The sequence below is a fragment of the Actimicrobium antarcticum genome, from assembly GCF_039536745.1.
Classification (GTDB): Bacteria; Pseudomonadota; Gammaproteobacteria; order Burkholderiales; family Burkholderiaceae_D; genus Actimicrobium; species Actimicrobium antarcticum.
The window spans coordinates 12872-30003 of sequence record NZ_BAAAZE010000009.1 but is presented as its reverse complement, the minus strand read 5'-3'; the positions used below and the strand labels follow the sequence as shown (position 1 = coordinate 30003).

16 protein-coding genes and 1 other RNA gene are annotated in these 17132 nt (G+C 59.1%); 9 read left to right on the top strand and 8 right to left on the bottom strand.

The window, feature by feature from the left end:
- Positions 1-21: 21 nt before the first annotated feature.
- On the bottom strand, positions 22-1695 hold the full coding sequence (gene ilvD, locus ABD720_RS12760; RefSeq protein ID WP_344763713.1) for a dihydroxy-acid dehydratase: 1674 nt from the start codon (positions 1693-1695) through the stop codon (positions 22-24).
- 118 nt (positions 1696-1813) lie between these two features.
- On the opposite strand from ilvD, the gene ABD720_RS12755 reads away from it, so the two are divergent.
- Genes ABD720_RS12755 through ABD720_RS12745 form a run of 3 tightly spaced genes read left to right on the top strand, consistent with a single transcriptional unit; the run spans position 1814 to position 5019 of the window.
- On the top strand, positions 1814-2710 hold the full coding sequence (locus tag ABD720_RS12755) for a LysR family transcriptional regulator (protein ID WP_344763712.1): 897 nt from the start codon (positions 1814-1816) through the stop codon (positions 2708-2710).
- A complete protein-coding gene (gene lgt, locus ABD720_RS12750) occupies positions 2711-3517 on the top strand; it encodes a prolipoprotein diacylglyceryl transferase (RefSeq protein ID WP_344763711.1) in 807 nt (268 codons plus the stop codon).
- Positions 3514-5019, top strand: coding sequence for a malonate--CoA ligase (locus ABD720_RS12745; RefSeq protein ID WP_344763710.1), 1506 nt, complete (start codon positions 3514-3516; stop codon positions 5017-5019). Before lgt ends, ABD720_RS12745 begins: the two co-directional genes overlap by 4 nt.
- A 25-nt stretch (positions 5020-5044) precedes the next feature.
- On the opposite strand, the gene ABD720_RS12740 is transcribed toward ABD720_RS12745, so the two are convergent.
- The 5 genes from ABD720_RS12740 to ABD720_RS12720 form a co-directional block, all read right to left on the bottom strand.
- Positions 5045-5848, bottom strand: coding sequence for a sulfite exporter TauE/SafE family protein (locus tag ABD720_RS12740; protein WP_344763709.1), 804 nt, complete (start codon positions 5846-5848; stop codon positions 5045-5047).
- Positions 5849-5903: 55 nt separating this feature from the next.
- Entirely contained in the window at positions 5904-6374 is a 471-nt protein-coding gene (locus ABD720_RS12735) for an EVE domain-containing protein (protein ID WP_344763708.1), read from the bottom strand.
- Positions 6375-6498: 124 nt separating this feature from the next.
- Positions 6499-6678, bottom strand: a non-coding RNA gene (gene ssrS / locus ABD720_RS12730) — 6S RNA.
- Between the two features lie 94 nt (positions 6679-6772).
- Positions 6773-7084, bottom strand: coding sequence for a cell division protein ZapA (locus ABD720_RS12725; RefSeq protein WP_344763707.1), 312 nt, complete (start codon positions 7082-7084; stop codon positions 6773-6775).
- Entirely contained in the window at positions 7081-7320 is a 240-nt protein-coding gene (locus ABD720_RS12720; protein ID WP_344763706.1) for a DUF904 domain-containing protein, read from the bottom strand. Before ABD720_RS12720 ends, ABD720_RS12725 begins: the two co-directional genes overlap by 4 nt.
- A 503-nt stretch (positions 7321-7823) precedes the next feature.
- Between ABD720_RS12720 and trxA the strand changes: the two genes are divergently transcribed.
- From trxA to ABD720_RS12700, 4 genes are all read left to right on the top strand, one after another.
- Positions 7824-8150, top strand: coding sequence for a thioredoxin TrxA (trxA, locus tag ABD720_RS12715; protein WP_344763705.1), 327 nt, complete (start codon positions 7824-7826; stop codon positions 8148-8150).
- Between the two features lie 121 nt (positions 8151-8271).
- Positions 8272-9537, top strand: coding sequence for a transcription termination factor Rho (gene rho, locus ABD720_RS12710; RefSeq protein ID WP_344763704.1), 1266 nt, complete (start codon positions 8272-8274; stop codon positions 9535-9537).
- A gap of 193 nt (positions 9538-9730) precedes the next feature.
- On the top strand, positions 9731-10000 hold the full coding sequence (locus ABD720_RS12705; protein ID WP_344763703.1) for a type B 50S ribosomal protein L31: 270 nt from the start codon (positions 9731-9733) through the stop codon (positions 9998-10000).
- 141 nt (positions 10001-10141) lie between these two features.
- Entirely contained in the window at positions 10142-11866 is a 1725-nt protein-coding gene (locus ABD720_RS12700; protein WP_344763761.1) for an ArnT family glycosyltransferase, read from the top strand.
- On the opposite strand, the gene ABD720_RS12695 is transcribed toward ABD720_RS12700, so the two are convergent.
- Both ABD720_RS12695 and ABD720_RS12690 read right to left on the bottom strand, forming a co-directional pair.
- Positions 11863-12645 (bottom strand): IclR family transcriptional regulator, encoded by a 783-nt coding sequence (locus ABD720_RS12695; protein WP_344763702.1) that lies wholly within the window; start codon positions 12643-12645, stop codon positions 11863-11865. The genes ABD720_RS12700 and ABD720_RS12695 overlap by 4 nt on opposite strands.
- Positions 12638-14125, bottom strand: coding sequence for a class I adenylate-forming enzyme family protein (locus tag ABD720_RS12690; RefSeq protein ID WP_344763701.1), 1488 nt, complete (start codon positions 14123-14125; stop codon positions 12638-12640). Before ABD720_RS12690 ends, ABD720_RS12695 begins: the two co-directional genes overlap by 8 nt.
- Before the next feature lie 206 nt (positions 14126-14331).
- On the opposite strand from ABD720_RS12690, the gene ABD720_RS12685 reads away from it, so the two are divergent.
- Together ABD720_RS12685 and ABD720_RS12680 are read left to right on the top strand one after the other, a co-directional pair.
- Positions 14332-15858 carry a 3-hydroxyacyl-CoA dehydrogenase gene (locus ABD720_RS12685; RefSeq protein WP_344763700.1) on the top strand — a complete coding sequence of 509 codons (1527 nt, stop codon included), beginning with the start codon at positions 14332-14334 and terminating at the stop codon, positions 15856-15858.
- 41 nt (positions 15859-15899) lie between these two features.
- Positions 15900-17084: an acyl-CoA dehydrogenase gene (locus ABD720_RS12680; protein ID WP_344763699.1), complete on the top strand. Its 1185-nt coding sequence runs from the start codon at positions 15900-15902 to the stop codon at positions 17082-17084.
- Positions 17085-17132 lie beyond the last annotated feature (48 nt).

The window sequence follows — 17132 nt, the reverse complement described above, 5'->3', positions numbered from 1 at the left end:
CGCCTCGCCGACACCATCCTATCAATCGGTCACCGCACCCTTGCTCGCCGACGACGCCAACTTCGCAAACTTTGCCAGCACTCCACGCGTGTAGCGTGGCGCAGGCGCTTTCCACAAAGCCAGTCGACGCGCGATTTCTTCATCGGCCACATTCAGCTGAATCAGTAGTTGCCGTGCATCGATGGTGACAGAATCGCCCTCCTGCACCACCGCAATGGTGCCGCCGTCGAAAGCTTCCGGTGAGACATGACCGACCACCATGCCCCAGGTACCGCCCGAAAAACGCCCATCGGTAATCAGCCCGACTGATTCGCCCAGGCCCTTGCCGATCAGTGCCGAGGTCGGTGCCAGCATTTCCGGCATGCCTGGTCCGCCCTTCGGTCCGAGGTAGCGCATCACCAGCACATCGCCCGGCTTGATTTGGTCTGCCAGGATCGCGTCCATTGCCGTGTACTCGTCTTCAAACACCCGCGCCGGTCCGGTAATAACCGGGTTTTTCAGGCCAGTGATCTTGGCGACGCAACCTTCTGGCGACAAATTGCCTTTCAGGATGGCCAGATGACCCTGCTTGTACAGCGCGTTTTCAATCGTATGAATCACCTGCTGGTCGGCACGCGGCACGTCCGGCACATCGGCCAGTTCTTCGGCAATGGTGCGGCCAGTGATGGTCATGCAGTCACCATGCAACAGGCCGGCATTCAACAACAGCTTCATGACTTGCGGAATACCGCCAGCCTTGTGCAGGTCGGTGGCGACATACTTGCCGGATGGTTTCAGGTCACAAATGACCGGCACCTTGCGGCGCACGGTTTCAAAATCGTCCAGTGTCCATTCGACTTCGGCAGCGTGGGCGATTGCGAGGAAATGCAGCACTGCGTTGGTCGAGCCACCGGTGGCCATGATCAGTGACACCGCGTTCTCGATGGACTTGCGGGTAATGATGTCGCGCGGCTTCAGGTCCATCTTGACTGCCTCGACCAGTACACGGGCCGAGGCGGCGCAGGAGCCGGTTTTTTCGTCGTCCGGATTGGCCATCGTCGAGGAGTACATCAGCGACATGCCGAGTGCTTCGAACGAGGACGACATCGTGTTGGCCGTGTACATCCCGCCGCAGGAACCGGACGATGGGCAGGCATTGCGCTCGATGCCATCGAAATCTTCCTGCGACATGCGTCCGGCCGAAAATTCACCGACTGCTTCGAAAGCTGAAACGATCGTCAGGTCCTTGCCCTTCCAGTTGCCCGGCTTGATGGTGCCGCCATAGACATAGATGCTGGGCACGTTGGTGCGCGCCATGGCGATCATCCCGCCCGGCATGTTCTTGTCGCAGCCACCGATGACGACACAGCCATCGAGCCACTGGCCGTTGACGGCGGTCTCGATACAATCGGCAATGACTTCGCGCGAAATCAGCGAATACTTCATCCCTTCGGTACCCATCGACATGCCATCTGAAATGGTCGGTGTACCGAACACTTGCGGATTGCCGCCAGCTTCCTTGATGGTGGAGATCGCGATATCGGCCAGCTTCTGCAAACCGGAATTGCACGGCGTGATGGTCGAATGACCATTCGCGATACCAATCATCGGTTTGTCAAAGTCGGCCTTCTCGTAACCCATGGCGTAATACATCGAACGGTTCGGGCTGCGCGAGACGCCCTGGGTAATGTTTTTCGAGCGGCGATTGAAAGCCATGGAAGTCTCCGGAAGCAAATAAAAACGCTACAGTGCCTTGCACACGGCTACCTGTCAAATATATGATTCGCACGTGATTGATATGTTTTGGATATAACGAAAACCTGGGCGAACACCAATGACGATCGAACTGCGCCAGTTGCGTTACTTCGTTGCCGTGGCTGAAGAATTGCACTTCGGCCGCGCTGCCGTGCGCCTGCACATGACGCAGCCGCCGCTATCGCAAACCATTCAGGCGCTCGAAGCCACGCTCGGCAATAGCCTGTTCGCCCGCACCAATCGCAGCGTCGCGTTGACGCCCGCCGGCAGCGCGCTGCTGACCGAAGCGCGGCGACTGCTGGCACAAGCGCATGCACTGCCGGAACTAGTGCATCAGGCCGCGTCGGGTGAATCGGGCCGACTGGTACTGGCGTTTGTCTCGACCGCCGATTACAGCGTGCTGCCGCCCTTCCTGCGCGAATTCCGTGAACACTATCCGCACGTGCAGATCGAATTGCGCGAAGCGACGACCGATATCCAGCTCGATGACCTGGCCCAGAACCGCATCGATGTCGGCCTGCTGATCCCGCCGCTGCCCGAAAAATCCGGTGCCGAACTGGCCTACCGGCAGGTGCTGTCCGAGCCGCTAATCCTGGCGGCGCCAACGGGCATCAAGGCGCTCGCCGGCAAAACGCCGGTGGCGCTGAAAACCGTCGCCGAATTCCCGCTGATTATTTTCCCGCGCCGGATCGCTCCCGCGTTCCATGATGCGATCCTCGCGACCTTTCACGAAGCCGGATTGACACCGCGCATCGGCCAGGAAGCGATCCAGATGCAAACCATCGTCGGACTCGTTTCTGCAGGCATGGGCATCGCGCTTGTGCCACAATCCGTGTCAAATTTGAAGCGCCCCGGCGTCGAATACAAGACCTTGCGCGGCAAGACGCCGTTAGTCGAAACCGGCCTCGCCTGGCGCCGCGACAACCATTCTCCGGTGCTGCATGCCTTCCTTGAATTACTGCGAAAGAAAACCTAAATGCTGATTCACCCGATGCCCGATCCGATCGCGATTCATCTTGGCCCGTTGGCCATCCGCTGGTACGGACTGATGTACCTGGCCGCGTTTGCGCAGTTCATGCTGCTGGGCCGCCTGCGTATCAGGCAGGCCCATATCGCCGTGATGGGCTGGAAAAAAGAGGACCTCGACGACATGCTGTTTTATGGCGTGCTTGGTGTCGTCATCGGTGGCCGGTTAGGCGAAGTGCTTTTCTATAACCCGCTCTATTACTTCAGCAATCCGCTAGAAATTTTCATGGTCTGGAAAGGTGGCATGTCGTTCCACGGTGGCTTCCTCGGCGTGCTGCTGGCGATGGCGATCTGGAGCCGGCGCCGTGGCCGGCACTTGATGGACGTGATGGATTTCATTGCGCCGCTAGTGCCCCTCGGTTACGCATTCGGTCGCATCGGCAACTTCATCAATGCCGAACTGCCAGGCCGCATCGCCGACGCAACCCTGCCATGGGCAATGATCTGGCCGAATGTCGATAACCTGCCGCGTCATCCGTCGCCGATCTACCAGGCACTGGTCGATGGCCTGCTGCTATTTATCGTGCTGTGGCTGTATGCACGCAAGGCGCGGCCACGGATGGCGGTCAGCGGTTTGTTCGCACTGGGCTATGGCTGTGCGCGCTTTTTTACCGAGTACTTCCGCACTCCCGATTATCTGGTACCCATCGGTCCGGTGACGATTTCGGCAGGACAGATGTTGTCGGTACCGATGATCGTGCTGGGTGTCGTGTTGCTGGTGGTGGCGTATCGCAGCAGTCCCGGAGCAGCACGATGAACAACAATCTCTACGCGCTGTTTGCGGCGCATTTTCCAGTGGACCGATCCACCTGCGCAATTGAAAACCATGACGGTCTGCAGTACAGCTGGGACGACCTGGAGCGCGCCAGTGCCCGCATCGCCAACCTGTTCGCCAGCCTCGGCCTGGCACCCGGCTCCCGCATTGCCGTGCAGGTCGAGAAATCTCCGGAAGCGCTGATGGCCTACCTGGCCACGCTGCGCGCCGGCTTCACCTTCGTTCCGCTCAATACCGCCTACCGCACGACCGAAATCGACTACTTCATCAACGATGCCCAACCGGCAGTGGTGGTGTGTTCACCGGCCAATTTCGGTTGGGTCTCGAAACTGGCTTTTTCGGCAGGCACGCGGCATGTTTTCACGCTGGACGATCAGCGCCACGGCTCGCTGCTGGAACGCGCAGCAACCCATCCGGACGCGTTCGACACCGTCGCCGTGACGCCCGATGATCTGGCCGCGCTGTTGTACACGTCGGGCACCACCGGCCGCAGCAAAGGCGCGATGCTGACCCATCACAACCTGGCATCGAATGCGCAGGTATTGCAGCAGTACTGGCACTGGCAAGCGGACGATGTGTTACTGCATGCGCTGCCGCTGTTCCACATCCACGGCCTGTTCGTGGCGTGCCATGGCGCGCTGCTCAACGGCAGCAAGATGATCTTCCTGCCGAAGTTCGACTGCGCCGAAGTGATTCGATATTTGCCTCAGGCCACGATCTTCATGGGCGTGCCGACCTTTTATGTGCGACTGCTGGCCGATCCGGCATTCGATCGCGCGGCATGCGCGTCGATCCGCCTGTTCATTTCAGGTTCGGCACCCTTGCTGCTGGAGACGTTTCGCGCCTTCACCGAACGCACCGGCATGACGATACTGGAACGCTATGGCATGAGCGAAACTGCCATGATGACGTCGAATCCGTATGATGGCGAACGCATCGGCGGCACGGTCGGATTGCCCCTACCGGGTGTCGAACTGCGTGTGGTGGGTGACGACAACGTGCCCTGCGCTGTCGGTGAGATCGGCGGTATCCAGGCCCGCGGCCCGAACATTTTCAGGGGCTACTGGCAGATGCCGGAAAAAACTGCGCAGGAGTTCACGGCCGATGGTTATTTCATGACCGGCGATGTCGGCTGCATGGATCCGAACGGTTACCTCAGCATCGTTGGTCGCAGCAAGGACCTGATCATTTCGGGCGGCTACAACATCTATCCGAAAGAAATCGAATCCTTCCTCGACGAGCTCGATGGCGTGCAGGAATCGGCGGTGATTGGCATACCCCATCCGGACTTCGGCGAAGCCGTGGTGGCTGTCATCGTTGCACAGCCGGGCACGGGTCTGTCGGAAGCGCAAGTCATTGCAATGATGAAATCGCAAATCGCCAATTTCAAGGTGCCCAAGCAAGTGCACTTTGTCGACGAGCTGCCGCGCAATGCCATGAGCAAGGTGCAAAAAAACGTCTTGCGCGAGCGCTTCGGCGGGTGAGGCTGTCGCGCTGCGGTAAGTGGGGTTACGCCAGCGCCTTGTAGAGCATGTAACTGGCCAGCGCATACAGCGTGACTGCAAAGACTTTTTTCAGAGTCTTGACGGGCAATGCATGCGCCGCCTTCGCACCAAGCGGTGCAGTCACCACGCTGGCCAGCGACACCACCAGCAATGCCGGCAGATAAATAAAGCCAAGCGAGCCCGGCGGCAAATCCGGCATCGACATGCCGAAATACACATTCGACAGCGTCCCCGCCAGGGCGATCGGAAAACCGAGAGCGGCGCTGGTGGCGACCGCATTGTGAATCTTGACGTTACACCAGGTCATGAACGGTACCGAGATGAATCCGCCACCGGCGCCAACCAGCCCTGCCAGCACACCGATGACTCCGCCCGCGCCGAACATTCCTACGCCGCGCGGCAACCCGCGCGTGCCTGCCGGTTTTTTATCAAACAGCATCTGGGTTGCGGACAGTGCCACAAACACGGCAAAAAAGAGCGCAAGTCCGGACGAGTTCATTTGCTTGCCGATCCACGGACCGATCCAAGAGCCGACCAGGATGCCCGGTGCGAGCAACCTGACCACGTCCCAGCGCACTGCGCCACGGCGGTGATGCGCGATCACCGATGACACCGACGTGAACATGATGGTGGCCAGCGATGTCGCAATCGCCATGTGGATGATCAGCTCTTTCGGAAATGCCTTGTAGGTCAGCAAGGCAGTGATGAATGGCACCAGCAGCATGCCGCCGCCGATACCCAGCAAACCTGCAGCAAAACCAACGGCGCTGCCAAGAACGAGAAATGCAATGATCAGACTGAGGTCCATCGGGTGGGCTCCTGCGCGGAAAAGGACGATTAGGTGGATTTTTTTTTCAAACGTATCAGGTCGCGGGAGCAATCAGATGCTGGTTGATCCAGCGCCAGTCGGCTGCCTCGACGCGCGAGATCGACAGACGATTGCCGCGTTTGAGTACTTGCATGTCGGCCAGCTCGGGCGCAGCGCGCAGTGCCGACAGAGGAATCAACGGCACTGCCCGCAATGCGCGTATGTCGACCATCATCCAGCGCGGATTTTCGGGCGTGGCTTTCGGATCAAAGTAATGACTGCGCGGCTCGAACTGCGTGAAATCCGGATAGGGTGTGCTGGCCACTTCGGCCAGTCCGACGATCCCGGGCGCGGCACAACTGGAGTGATAGAACAGCACGCCATCACCCACCCGCATCGCATCGCGCATGAAATTGCGCGACTGATAATTGCGGATACCGAACCACGGCATGGTCCGGGCCGGAGCGGCCAGCATGTCGTCGATGCTGACTTCGGTGGGTTCGGATTTCATCAGCCAGTAGGACATGGTTGTGGTCACTCTGTGTAATTGGTCAAAGACGGAAGATGCGTGCGGAACACAAGAAACCGGCAGGACTGAATATCGTCAGGACGAAAAAAAGCGGCTGCATTTTCATGCAACCGCTTCAACATAAATCCCCGCTGGTGCCGCTTTGCCGGCATCCCGAACCAAGAGGTTCAAGGTGGCTGCAGTCAGTTCAATTTTGGGCTCATCGGACTAGCGACAAGCACACCCACCAAACAATATTCCGCGGCCGATGCATTTAAATGGCTCAAGGAATATATGGCAATCGCGAGCACTGCAGGGAAATCAAAGTCTACTCTGATCGGTTCTTGTGTCAAACGTTTTAGCGGCTTTTTTTCACTGCTTTTCCTGACGCAGTCAGCATGAAAGCAAGGCGGTTTTCAGAACAGGTTTTCTTGCGGTGTCAAGGCCTGATCGAGTACCAGATGCATGCCCTGAATCTGTTGCTGCACCTCGGCCATCGACAGATCCGACAGCGGCCCTTGCGGCGCTTTGGTTGACAGCAATTCGGCAGCCACACCTAGCGCAGCCATGACGGCAATCCGGTCGTTGCCTTTGACTTTACCGCCATCGCGAATTGCGCACATGCGCTTGTCCAGATAGTCGACCGCGGATTGCAATACTGCTTCCTCGCCTTCTTTGCACACCAGCGTGTACGGCTGACCCATGATGGTGACTGGCAGCTGGATCATGCGGATTCCTCGGTGTCTGTTACTTCGATCGGGACAATTGGCGGATCTGCAGGTAACCGCTCCAGCAATGCGGCAACGCGGTCGTGCGCCTCCTGCATGCGTCGGGTCAGCTCGGCGTTGTCGACTGCGAGACTGACGGCATACTTCTGCAGCTCGGCATTTTCGCGGCGCAATGAAATAGCCAGCTCTGCGAGCTGACCGACTTTTTCTGACAGTTGTGTGAAATCTGAAATCATGCGGCACTATAGTTTGGCGAAGGAATTCTCGTCAACCGATTCAGGTGAAGCCCACTGGATTTTTGTCAAGCTGCGTCGCGAATTCATGAAGCGTCTGATTGCATCCTCAAATTTTTTACAACCGTCGTCGACGGTGATCAATGTATTGCGTGCGAGCTGACAAATAAAGACCGCCTGCGCCGCGAAATCAAGCATCGAGAAGTAAAGTCAAATGGAACCGCTACTACGATCTGTATCACTCAATTCAGGTGAGCCGTCGATGTCAATGCACCCGCCCGGCCCGCACCGGGTAAAAATCGGTTATAGTTTCCGAAATACTTAGCCGCAGGCCTCTTCACTCCCACCTGCAAGCCCCTTGAATTCCACCATTGCAGCACGATCTTCTTCCGTAGAGTTCATCACGGCAGCGTTGTGGCAAGTTCAGGAAATGGCGACGAAACTGCGGCGTTGACTCACCCCTGATTCACCACTGAATCACCTTTATTCCTCTATCAGACGACACCATGAGCGAAAATATCAAACACATTACTGATGCGTCTTTCGACATTGACGTCCTCAAATCCGACAAGCCTGTGCTGGTTGATTTCTGGGCAGAGTGGTGCGGTCCGTGCAAGTCGATCGCCCCTATCCTTGAAGAAATCGCCAACGACTATGATGGCAAACTGTTGATTGCGAAAATGGATGTGGATGCCAACCAGGCCATCCCGGCCAAGTTTGGCATTCGCGGCATCCCGACACTGATCCTATTCAAGAACGGCGTACCGGCTGCACAAAAAGTGGGCGCCATGGCCAAAGGCCAGCTGACCTCGTTCATCGACAGCAACATCTGATCCCGACAGCGACGGTGCGCCCGCATCGTCGCTGACGTCGTATCACCGAATAATTTCACCACGCAGTTCCCTCCCCCACCTCTACTTTCCCGTCACGGGATACTCATATTCAATAATGACCATGCACTTATCAGAACTCAAGGCGCTACACGTTTCCGCCCTGCTTGAAATGGCCATCGGCCTCGATATCGATAACGCCGCCCGCTTGCGCAAACAGGAGCTGATGTTTGCGATCCTGAAAAAACGCGCGAAATCCGGCGAACAGATTTTTGGCGACGGCGCCCTGGAAGTGCTGCCTGACGGCTTCGGCTTCCTGCGCTCGCCCGATGCCAGCTACATGGCATCCACCGACGACATCTATATCTCGCCATCGCAAATCCGCCGCTTCAATCTGCATACCGGCGATTCGATCGAAGGTGAAGTACGCACCCCGAAGGATGGCGAACGCTACTTCGCGCTGGTGAAAGTCGACAAGGTCAACGGCGAATCGCCGGAAGCCTCGAAACACCGCATCCTGTTTGAAAACCTGACACCGCTGCATCCGAACCAGCCATTGCGCCTCGAGCGTGAAATGAATGGCCAGGAAAACATCACCGGCCGCATCATCGACCTGATCGCGCCGATCGGCAAAGGCCAGCGCGGCTTGCTGGTGGCGTCGCCGAAATCCGGCAAATCGGTCATCCTGCAGCACATGGCGCACGCGATTACCGCGAACCATCCTGACTGCACGCTGATCGTCTTGCTGATCGACGAACGGCCGGAAGAAGTGACCGAGATGCAGCGTTCGGTACGTGGCGAAGTGGTCGCATCGACCTTTGACGAGCCAGCCACCCGTCACGTGCAAGTCGCCGAAATGGTGCTCGAAAAAGCCAAGCGCCTGGTCGAAATGAAAAAAGACGTGGTGATCCTGCTGGACTCGATCACCCGCCTGGCACGTGCCTACAACACCGTCATCCCGGCCTCGGGCAAAGTGCTCACCGGTGGTGTGGATGCCAATGCGTTGCAGCGTCCGAAGCGTTTCTTTGGTGCGGCCCGCAATATCGAAGAAGGCGGTTCGCTGACCATCATCGCGACCGCCCTGATCGAAACCGGCAGCCGCATGGATGACGTGATCTTTGAAGAATTCAAGGGTACCGGCAACATGGAGGTGCATCTTGAGCGCCGCCTGGCCGAGAAGCGCGTCTACCCTGCCATCAACCTCAACAAATCCGGCACCCGCCGCGAAGAGCTGCTGATCAAGCCAGACCAGCTGCAAAAAATCTGGGTACTGCGCAAACTGCTGTACAGCATGGATGAAATCGAAGCGATGGAGTTCATCCTCGACAAGATGAAGGCGACCAAGAACAACGCCGAATTCTTCGACATGATGCGACGCGGGAACTCCTGATCCGGCGCGGCGGCGTGAGTGCGTAAGCCATCTCACGCCCAACGACAACTATTTGCAGCGGAGCGGGTTAGCAATCCCCAATCCCTTGTATAATCCGCGATCCATTTAACGGCAAGTGATCATCAATCGGGTCAAGAAGCAGAACGACCGACGAAGTGGCGATTGGCTACCAAACAAACTACCGAGGCTTCAAATGAAAGACGGCATTCACCCAAATTATCGCGAAGTACTGGTCCACGATCTGTCCTGCGACTTCAAATTCATCACCCGTTCGACCGTTCAGACCCGTGAAATGGCTGAGTTCGAGGGCAAGCAATACCCGCTCGTGAAGATCGAAGTGTCGTCGGAATCCCATCCGTTCTACACCGGCAAGCACAAGATCGTTGACACCGCCGGCCGCGTCGACAAGTTCCGCAAGAAGTTTGGTACCGTGGGTTCAAAGACCCAGATCGCCCAGGACTAATTCCTGGTTGCAGCACGATAAAAAGGCAGCCTTGGCTGCCTTTTTTGTTGCACCCACATGGTTACCCAAACTGTTACGCCGCCTTTTCCTGCACAATAACGCCGACCCCACTCTCGGCTAATCGCTACCCGCCACGTCTTGATGAAGCCTGTCCGTCTACCCGCCTCTGCCACCCTCGCGCTGCCGCGCCTCGCCCTGTTCGCATTGTGCATCCTGTATATCCTGCCCGGCTTGATTGGCCGTGACCCGTGGAAGACCGATGACGCCGCAGGATTCGGCATCATGTGGACCATGGCGCATGGCAGTATTGCGGACTGGTTATGGCCCAATATTGTCGGACTGGCGATGCCCGACAAGGGACCGCTGGCGTTCTGGATGGGTGCGCTTTGCATCAAGCTGTTTGGCTGGCTGGTAGGCGATGCGATGGCAGCGCGACTGGCGACCATCGGCTTTTTCCTGCTGGGCTCCCTGTCGATCTGGTACACCACGTATTTGCTCGGACGTCGCAGCGAAACCCAACCCTTGAAGCTGGCTTTCGGCGGACAACCCGAACCCAACGACTATGGTCGCACGCTGGCCGATGGCGCATTGCTGATTTATCTGGGTTGCCTCGGCTTATTGTTGCACAGCCACGAAACCAGTGCAGAAGCGCTGCAGGTGTCGCTGGTTGCCATGACGCTGTACGCAGCGGTACGCTTGTCCGACCTGCCATCGGCGCGCACTGCCCTGGCCTGCGGCGCCACGCTGGGCCTGTTGGCACTGACCCGTGGCTGGGTGCTGCCCCTTGGCATTCTGCTTGGCATGACCCTATTGGCGACGCTCCTGCAGCGCGCCGTACTAAGGTGGCTGCTGATGCTGAGCCTGCCAACAGCGCTGGCCCTGACCGCTAGCTGGCCGCTGCTGGCGAATGTGATGCAGCCTTACGGCGGCTCGCCGACGAGTGCCTGGATGGATTGGAATCTGGAACAGATCGCACTCCCGACGCTGACTGGCTTGAAGTATTTTTTCAGATACGGGATCTGGTTTGCGTGGCCGGCCTGGCCGTTCGCTGGCTGGGCCGTGTATGCCTGGCGCAAGCAGTACAGCGCCCTGCACATCGCGTTACCCCTGATGTTTTTTGTCGTGGTCGTGCTGGTTGCGCTGATTAGTCCGAATCACGTCGAGGGCATCCTGCTGCCGATGCTGCCACCACTGGCGATACTGGCCGCATTCGGTTTGCCCACCATGAAACGCGGCGCCATCAATGCCGTCGACTGGTTCGCGGTGATGACGCTGTCGACCTCGGCTGCCTTCATCTGGATCGGCTGGATCGCCAAACAGACGGGCTGGCCGGCACAACTTGCGCGCAATGCATTTAAGCTTGCGCCCGGCTTCAAACCCGAATTCAATGGGCTGGCCTTCATCGCTGCCGCGCTGGCGACCGCAGCCTGGGTCGCGGTAGTGCACTGGCGCCTGTCGCGCAGACCTTCCGTGCTCTGGCGCGCCGTGGTGCTATCAACCGCCGGCGTGATCCTGTGCTGGTTGCTGCTAATGACGTTGTGGCTGCCCTGGATCAATTACGGCAAAAGCTACGCCGGTGTGGCACAGCAAATTGCGCTCAAATTGCCGGGCTCGACCGAGTGCGTCGACAGCAATGTCGGTCCGACCCAGCGCGCATCGTTTGCCTATTTTGGCGACGTCCGCTTTGCACCGTTCAATGGTGGCAACTGCGATTACGTGCTGCTTCAAGACAGCAACCGCAGTAGCGACAGCACCGACGCGCTGGCACCATTCGGTGAAGGTGTACGCTGGACAATGCTGTGGGAAGGCCGTCGGCCCTCCGACCGCGACGAGCGATTCCGGCTGTTTCAGCGGGTCGAGCGCTAGACAGTCATGCGACGCCGCAGTTGCTCGACCAGGTCAAGCAACTGCGGGCGCACTTCCTGCACCAGAAAATCCGCCGTCAAACTGAACGCCGGTCCACCGCAATTGATGCTGATCGGCGCGCTGCCATCCGGTGGCCGAAAGGCAATCGCAATCGCGTTCACGTCGGGCTGCCAGTCGCCGATCGAGGTACAACAGCCAAACTCCTGGTATTCGTCGATCGAGCGCAGCACGCCGTCGTGTACCTGCGGCCAGGCGGATGCGTCGAGCTCCCGGATCCGCGCCAGAATCTCGTTGCGCTCGCCTGTCGGCGCCTGTGCCAGATACGCGCGACCCATCGCGGTGCGCGCAATCGGAATACGCGACCCCACATCCAGACTGAGCGTCAAGGCCGACTGACTGCGGCAGTTTTCCACGTAAATCATGCTGAGCCGGTCCCGCATCCCCAGCGACACCATCGCCTGTGAAAAATCTGCAATCTGCTGCATCACCGGACGGGCCAGCTGACGCACATCCAGCCGGTGCAACATCGCGCTGCCAAGTGCCAGCGTGGCGGTACCGAGCCGGTATTTTCCGGCTTCGTCGTCGTAGTGCAGGTAGCCCAGCTTGGTCAGCGTATAGCTCAGACGCGACACGGTGGACTTGGGTAATTTGCAGCGCTCGGCCAGCTCTTGATTGCCCAGCATCTTCTCGCCGGATCGAAAGCACGCCAGCAAATCGAGTCCGCGTGCCAGCGCAGTCACGAAGTGACGGTCTTCCTTGATGACGGGCGATTTAGTCATGCGCGTTCTCGGCCAGCCGATGCAACTCGCGCTTGAGGATTTTGCCGCTGGCCGCCGATGGCAGGCCGGCCAGGACGATGACTTTTGCCGGCATCTTGTATGGCGACAGGTTGGCCTTCAAATAGACATGCAATGCAGCTTGGTCCAGCACACAGCCCGGCAGCAGTTCGACGAAGGCAATCACTTCTTCGTTATCGGCCACGCTGCGCCCAATCACCGCTGATTGCACGATGTCCGGATAGGCATTCAGTACCTGCTCGACTTCGGCCGGATAGACATTGAAGCCGGAGCGAATAATCAGTTCCTTGCTGCGTCCCACGATGGTGACCGCGCCATCGGCGGCAATTCGCGCCAGGTCGCCAGTGCGCAACCAGCCATCGGACGTGATGACCTCGGCGGTCAGCTCGGGAGCACGGTAATACCCGGCCATTACATTCGGGCCGCGCACCTGCAGTTCGCCGACACCGGCAGCGACTTCCTCCTGCCCCATCATGTCGAGTCGAATCTCGATACCGTCGATGGCCGGACCCACCGAACAATCCGTGCGCGGCGACTCCATCCGGGTCTGGCAGATCGACGGTGATGCTTCTGTCATGCCGTAGCCGTTGTGCAGCGGGATACCGAAACACTGCTCGAATCCTGCCTTGACCGATGCCGACAACGGCGCGCCACCGCATTGCGCCACCCGCAATTGCGGCGCCTCAAGCACTGCGCCCAGCGTCAACAACTTCGCGTACATCGCCGGTACGCCATGCAGCACCGTCACGCCATCGTGTTGCAACGCCTGCGCCATCGCGACCGGATCGAAGCGCGCCACCAGCCGCAACTCGGCGCCACTGACCAGCGACGCCATCAGCAATGCCGACAGGCCATACACATGCGACAGCGGCAGCACGCCATAAATCACATCGGTCGGCACCAGCGCCCTCACCTGCCGACTATTGGCGCCTATGAACAGCAGATTGGCATGGGTCAGCATCACGGCCTTCGAGGCGCCCGTCGTGCCCGAGGTATAGACCAGCACCGCGACATCCGGAACCGCTGGTTCAGGCACCGCCTCGGTATGCAACGGCCCGACCAGCAGGTTGCCAAGACCGTCCCACTGCTGCGGCGTGGCACCATGCTCGATCCCATGACGCGCCGCTTCGGGCGAGCCCTCGCTGAAATACAGCGCCACACGTGCACCGGAATGCTGTACGAAGTTGGTGATCTCGCGCGTCGACAACCGTGCATTGACCGTGGCCGACCAGGCCCGCAGCTGGCTCACCGCCAGTATCGCCACGGCCAGCGCCACCGAATTCTCGGCCACCAGCAACACGCGGTCACCAGCGCGCACGCCGGCCGCCTCCAGCTGCAACGCGACCTGAGAGACCAGTCCGCCCAGTTCTGCATAAGTGACATTGGTGCCGGCATCGCGCAGCGCCACACGCAATGGATGGGAGCGGGCCCAGGGCTGAAATGCCTGATCGATACGCAGCATGGAAAGCTTTCTCAGTAACGGAGCCGTCATTCTGCATTGCAGAACAATGAATGGCAAGTAGGCAGTGTCTGAGCGGCACCCGGAACACCGCGAATTTCCTGATGTTCCTTGCAGCATGTAGTTGTTGACAGCGTGCACAGCTCGCCATAAAGTACCGACACGTATTTATCAGTTCCACTGTGCAGAACATTTATCCGGAGTGAAGCATGTCCGAAGCAGTCAGTCAGCCCCTCCCCTCCCCACTCACCGTCGGCATCATCGGTTGCGGCGTGATGGGACGCGGCATCGCCCAGATTGCTGCACTGGCCGGTGCACGGGTCCATCTTGCCGATGGATTCGAGGGTGCCGCAGCGGCCGCCCGCGACACGCTCGCCACCACGTTCGATACCCTCGTCAACAAAGGCAAGCTGACGCCGGATGCCGCCAGCGCTGCGCTGTCGCGCCTGCATCCCTGCGCCGTGTTATCCGAGCTGGCCGACTGTGACTTGATCGTCGAAGCCATCGTCGAGGACCTTGCCGCAAAAAAGACCTTGTTTGCCACACTGGAAACCATCGTCAGCAGCACTACCATCCTCGCCTCGAATACCTCGTCGCTGTCGGTGACCTCGATTGCCGCCGGTTTGCAGCATCCGCGACGCGTCGCCGGCTTCCACTTTTTCAATCCGGTGCCGGTGATGAAAATCGTCGAAGTCATCGGCGGCATCCTGACCGACGAACAGATCGTCGAACAGTTGCTGGTGCTCGGACAGCAATGGGGCCACACCGCCGTGCGCGCCAAAGATACACCGGGCTTCATCGTCAATCATGCCGGACGTGGTTTCGGCACCGAAGGCTTGCGGGTGCTGTCGGAAGGCGTGACGGCGATCCCGACACTCGACCGCATCCTGCGCGACACCGCCGGTTTCAAGCTCGGCCCCTGTGAATTGATGGACATGACCGGGCTGGATGTCTCACATCCGGTAATGGAATCGATCTATCGCCAGTATTTCGAGGAGCCGCGTTTTCGTCCGCAAGGCCTGACGCGACAAATGCTGGTGGCGGGACTGCTCGGCAAAAAGACCGGGCGCGGTTTCTACCAGTACGATGCCGCCGGCAAAAAAATCACCGAGCCCGCCATCGCACTGCCGCAACGTACACCGAAATCGGTCTGGCTCAGCCGGGCCCATCCGGCACTGGCCGAACGCCTGCTCGCCGCCGGCCATGTCTTCGAATCCTCGGAGCGCCCCTCGGCCGAAGCGCTGTGCATCGTCACGCCGCTCGGACAGGACTGCACCGCCTGCGTGGTGAGCGAAGGACTCGACGCCCGTCGCACCGTCGCCATCGACGCCCTGTTCGACAGCTCTGTCCACCATGTCCTGATGACCAACCCGGCCACCGACCCAGACTATCTGGCGCAAGCCTGCAGCCTGTTCGGCAGCAACGGTGCGCACATCAGCGTGATCCGCGACAGCGCCGGACTAGTGGCGCAACGCGTAGTCGCCCACATCATCAACATCGCCTGCGAAATCGCCCAGCAAGGCATCGCACAGCCGGTCGATATCGACCGTGCAGTCGTGCTCGGGCTGGGCTATCCGCACGGCCCGCTGGCCTGGGGCGATCAGTTGGGCGCAGCAACCGTGTTGCACATACTGACCACAATCCAGCAACAGACCGGCGATGCACGTTACCGGCCCAGCGCGTGGTTGCAGCGGCGCGCCGTACTTGGTTTGTCACTGCTGTATCAGGAATCCTGAAATAGGTCACACTGACCCACCCCATTCTTACGAGGAACATCATGAAAAAATCCGCACAATTTCATTGGGACGACCCGCTGCTGCTGGACCAGCAACTGACCGACGAAGAACGCATGGTGCGCGATGCCGCACAGGCCTACTGTCAGGACAAATTGCAGCCGCGGATACTGGACGCCTTCCGCCACGAAAAAATGGATGCCTCGATTTTCCGCGAGATGGGCGAACTCGGCCTGCTCGGCCCGACCATTCCGGAACAATACGGCGGCCCCGCGCTGAACTATGTCTGCTACGGCCTGATCGCCCGCGAAGTCGAACGGGTCGACTCCGGTTATCGCTCGATGATGAGCGTGCAATCATCGTTGGTGATGACCCCGATTTTTGAATTCGGTACTGAAGAACAGCGCCAGCGCTTTCTGCCAAAACTGGCCACCGGCGAATACATCGGCTGCTTCGGCCTGACCGAACCGGACCATGGTTCCGACCCCGGCTCAATGGTCACGCGCGCACGCAAGGTCCCCGGCGGCTATGCGCTGACCGGCAGCAAAATGTGGATTTCGAATTCGCCGATCGCCGACGTGTTCGTGATCTGGGCCAAGGATGATGAAGGCGCGATCCGCGGTTTCCTGCTCGAAAAAGGCATGGCCGGTTTGTCGGCACCCGCCATCCACGGCAAGTTCGGATTGCGCGCCTCGCTGACCGGCGAGATCGTGATGGATAACGTGTTCTGTCCCGAAGAAAATGCCTTCCCGGATATCCGTGGCCTGAAAGGTCCTTTCACCTGTCTGAATGCTGCGCGCTACGGTATCGCCTGGGGTGCGTTGGGTGCCGCTGAATCGTGCTGGCATATCGCGCGCCAGTATGTGCTGGACCGCAAGCAGTTCGGCAAGCCGCTCGCGGCCAACCAGCTGATCCAGAAAAAACTGGCCGACATGCAGACCGAAATCACGATGGGCCTGCAAGGTGTGCTGCGGCTCGGACGCATGAAAGACGAAGGCACGGCTGCGGTGGAAATTACCTCAATGATGAAGCGCAATTCGTGCGGCAAGTCACTCGATATCGCACGGGTTGCCCGCGACATGCTGGGCGGGAATGGCATCTCGGACGAGTACGGCGTGATCCGTCACATGGTCAACCTGGAAGTCGTCAATACCTACGAAGGCACGCACGATATCCATGCGCTGATCCTGGGTCGTGCGATGACCGGCATCCAGGCATTCAGCAGCTGAAACAACCTGGCCGACACACTCAACATTAGACCGTAGAGACGAGACCCG

What these genes read in the sequence shown, in the direction of transcription:
- ABD720_RS12725 (WP_344763707.1), bottom strand. Translation starts at nt 7,084, where the DNA reads ATGATCCAGCTGCCAGTCACCATCATGGGTCAGCCGTACACGCTGGTG.
- ABD720_RS12695 (WP_344763702.1), bottom strand. Translation starts at nt 12,645, where the DNA reads ATGACTAAATCGCCCGTCATCAAGGAAGACCGTCACTTCGTGACTGCG.
- ABD720_RS12680 (WP_344763699.1), top strand. Translation starts at nt 15,900, where the DNA reads ATGAAAAAATCCGCACAATTTCATTGGGACGACCCGCTGCTGCTGGAC.
- ilvD (WP_344763713.1), bottom strand. Translation starts at nt 1,695, where the DNA reads ATGGCTTTCAATCGCCGCTCGAAAAACATTACCCAGGGCGTCTCGCGC.
- ABD720_RS12735 (WP_344763708.1), bottom strand. Translation starts at nt 6,374, where the DNA reads ATGTCCTACTGGCTGATGAAATCCGAACCCACCGAAGTCAGCATCGAC.
- lgt (WP_344763711.1), top strand. Translation starts at nt 2,711, where the DNA reads ATGCTGATTCACCCGATGCCCGATCCGATCGCGATTCATCTTGGCCCG.
- ABD720_RS12740 (WP_344763709.1), bottom strand. Translation starts at nt 5,848, where the DNA reads ATGGACCTCAGTCTGATCATTGCATTTCTCGTTCTTGGCAGCGCCGTT.
- ABD720_RS12745 (WP_344763710.1), top strand. Translation starts at nt 3,514, where the DNA reads ATGAACAACAATCTCTACGCGCTGTTTGCGGCGCATTTTCCAGTGGAC.
- ABD720_RS12690 (WP_344763701.1), bottom strand. Translation starts at nt 14,125, where the DNA reads ATGCTGCGTATCGATCAGGCATTTCAGCCCTGGGCCCGCTCCCATCCA.
- ABD720_RS12685 (WP_344763700.1), top strand. Translation starts at nt 14,332, where the DNA reads ATGTCCGAAGCAGTCAGTCAGCCCCTCCCCTCCCCACTCACCGTCGGC.
- ABD720_RS12705 (WP_344763703.1), top strand. Translation starts at nt 9,731, where the DNA reads ATGAAAGACGGCATTCACCCAAATTATCGCGAAGTACTGGTCCACGAT.
- ABD720_RS12700 (WP_344763761.1), top strand. Translation starts at nt 10,142, where the DNA reads ATGAAGCCTGTCCGTCTACCCGCCTCTGCCACCCTCGCGCTGCCGCGC.
- ABD720_RS12720 (WP_344763706.1), bottom strand. Translation starts at nt 7,320, where the DNA reads ATGATTTCAGATTTCACACAACTGTCAGAAAAAGTCGGTCAGCTCGCA.
- trxA (WP_344763705.1), top strand. Translation starts at nt 7,824, where the DNA reads ATGAGCGAAAATATCAAACACATTACTGATGCGTCTTTCGACATTGAC.
- ABD720_RS12755 (WP_344763712.1), top strand. Translation starts at nt 1,814, where the DNA reads ATGACGATCGAACTGCGCCAGTTGCGTTACTTCGTTGCCGTGGCTGAA.
- rho (WP_344763704.1), top strand. Translation starts at nt 8,272, where the DNA reads ATGCACTTATCAGAACTCAAGGCGCTACACGTTTCCGCCCTGCTTGAA.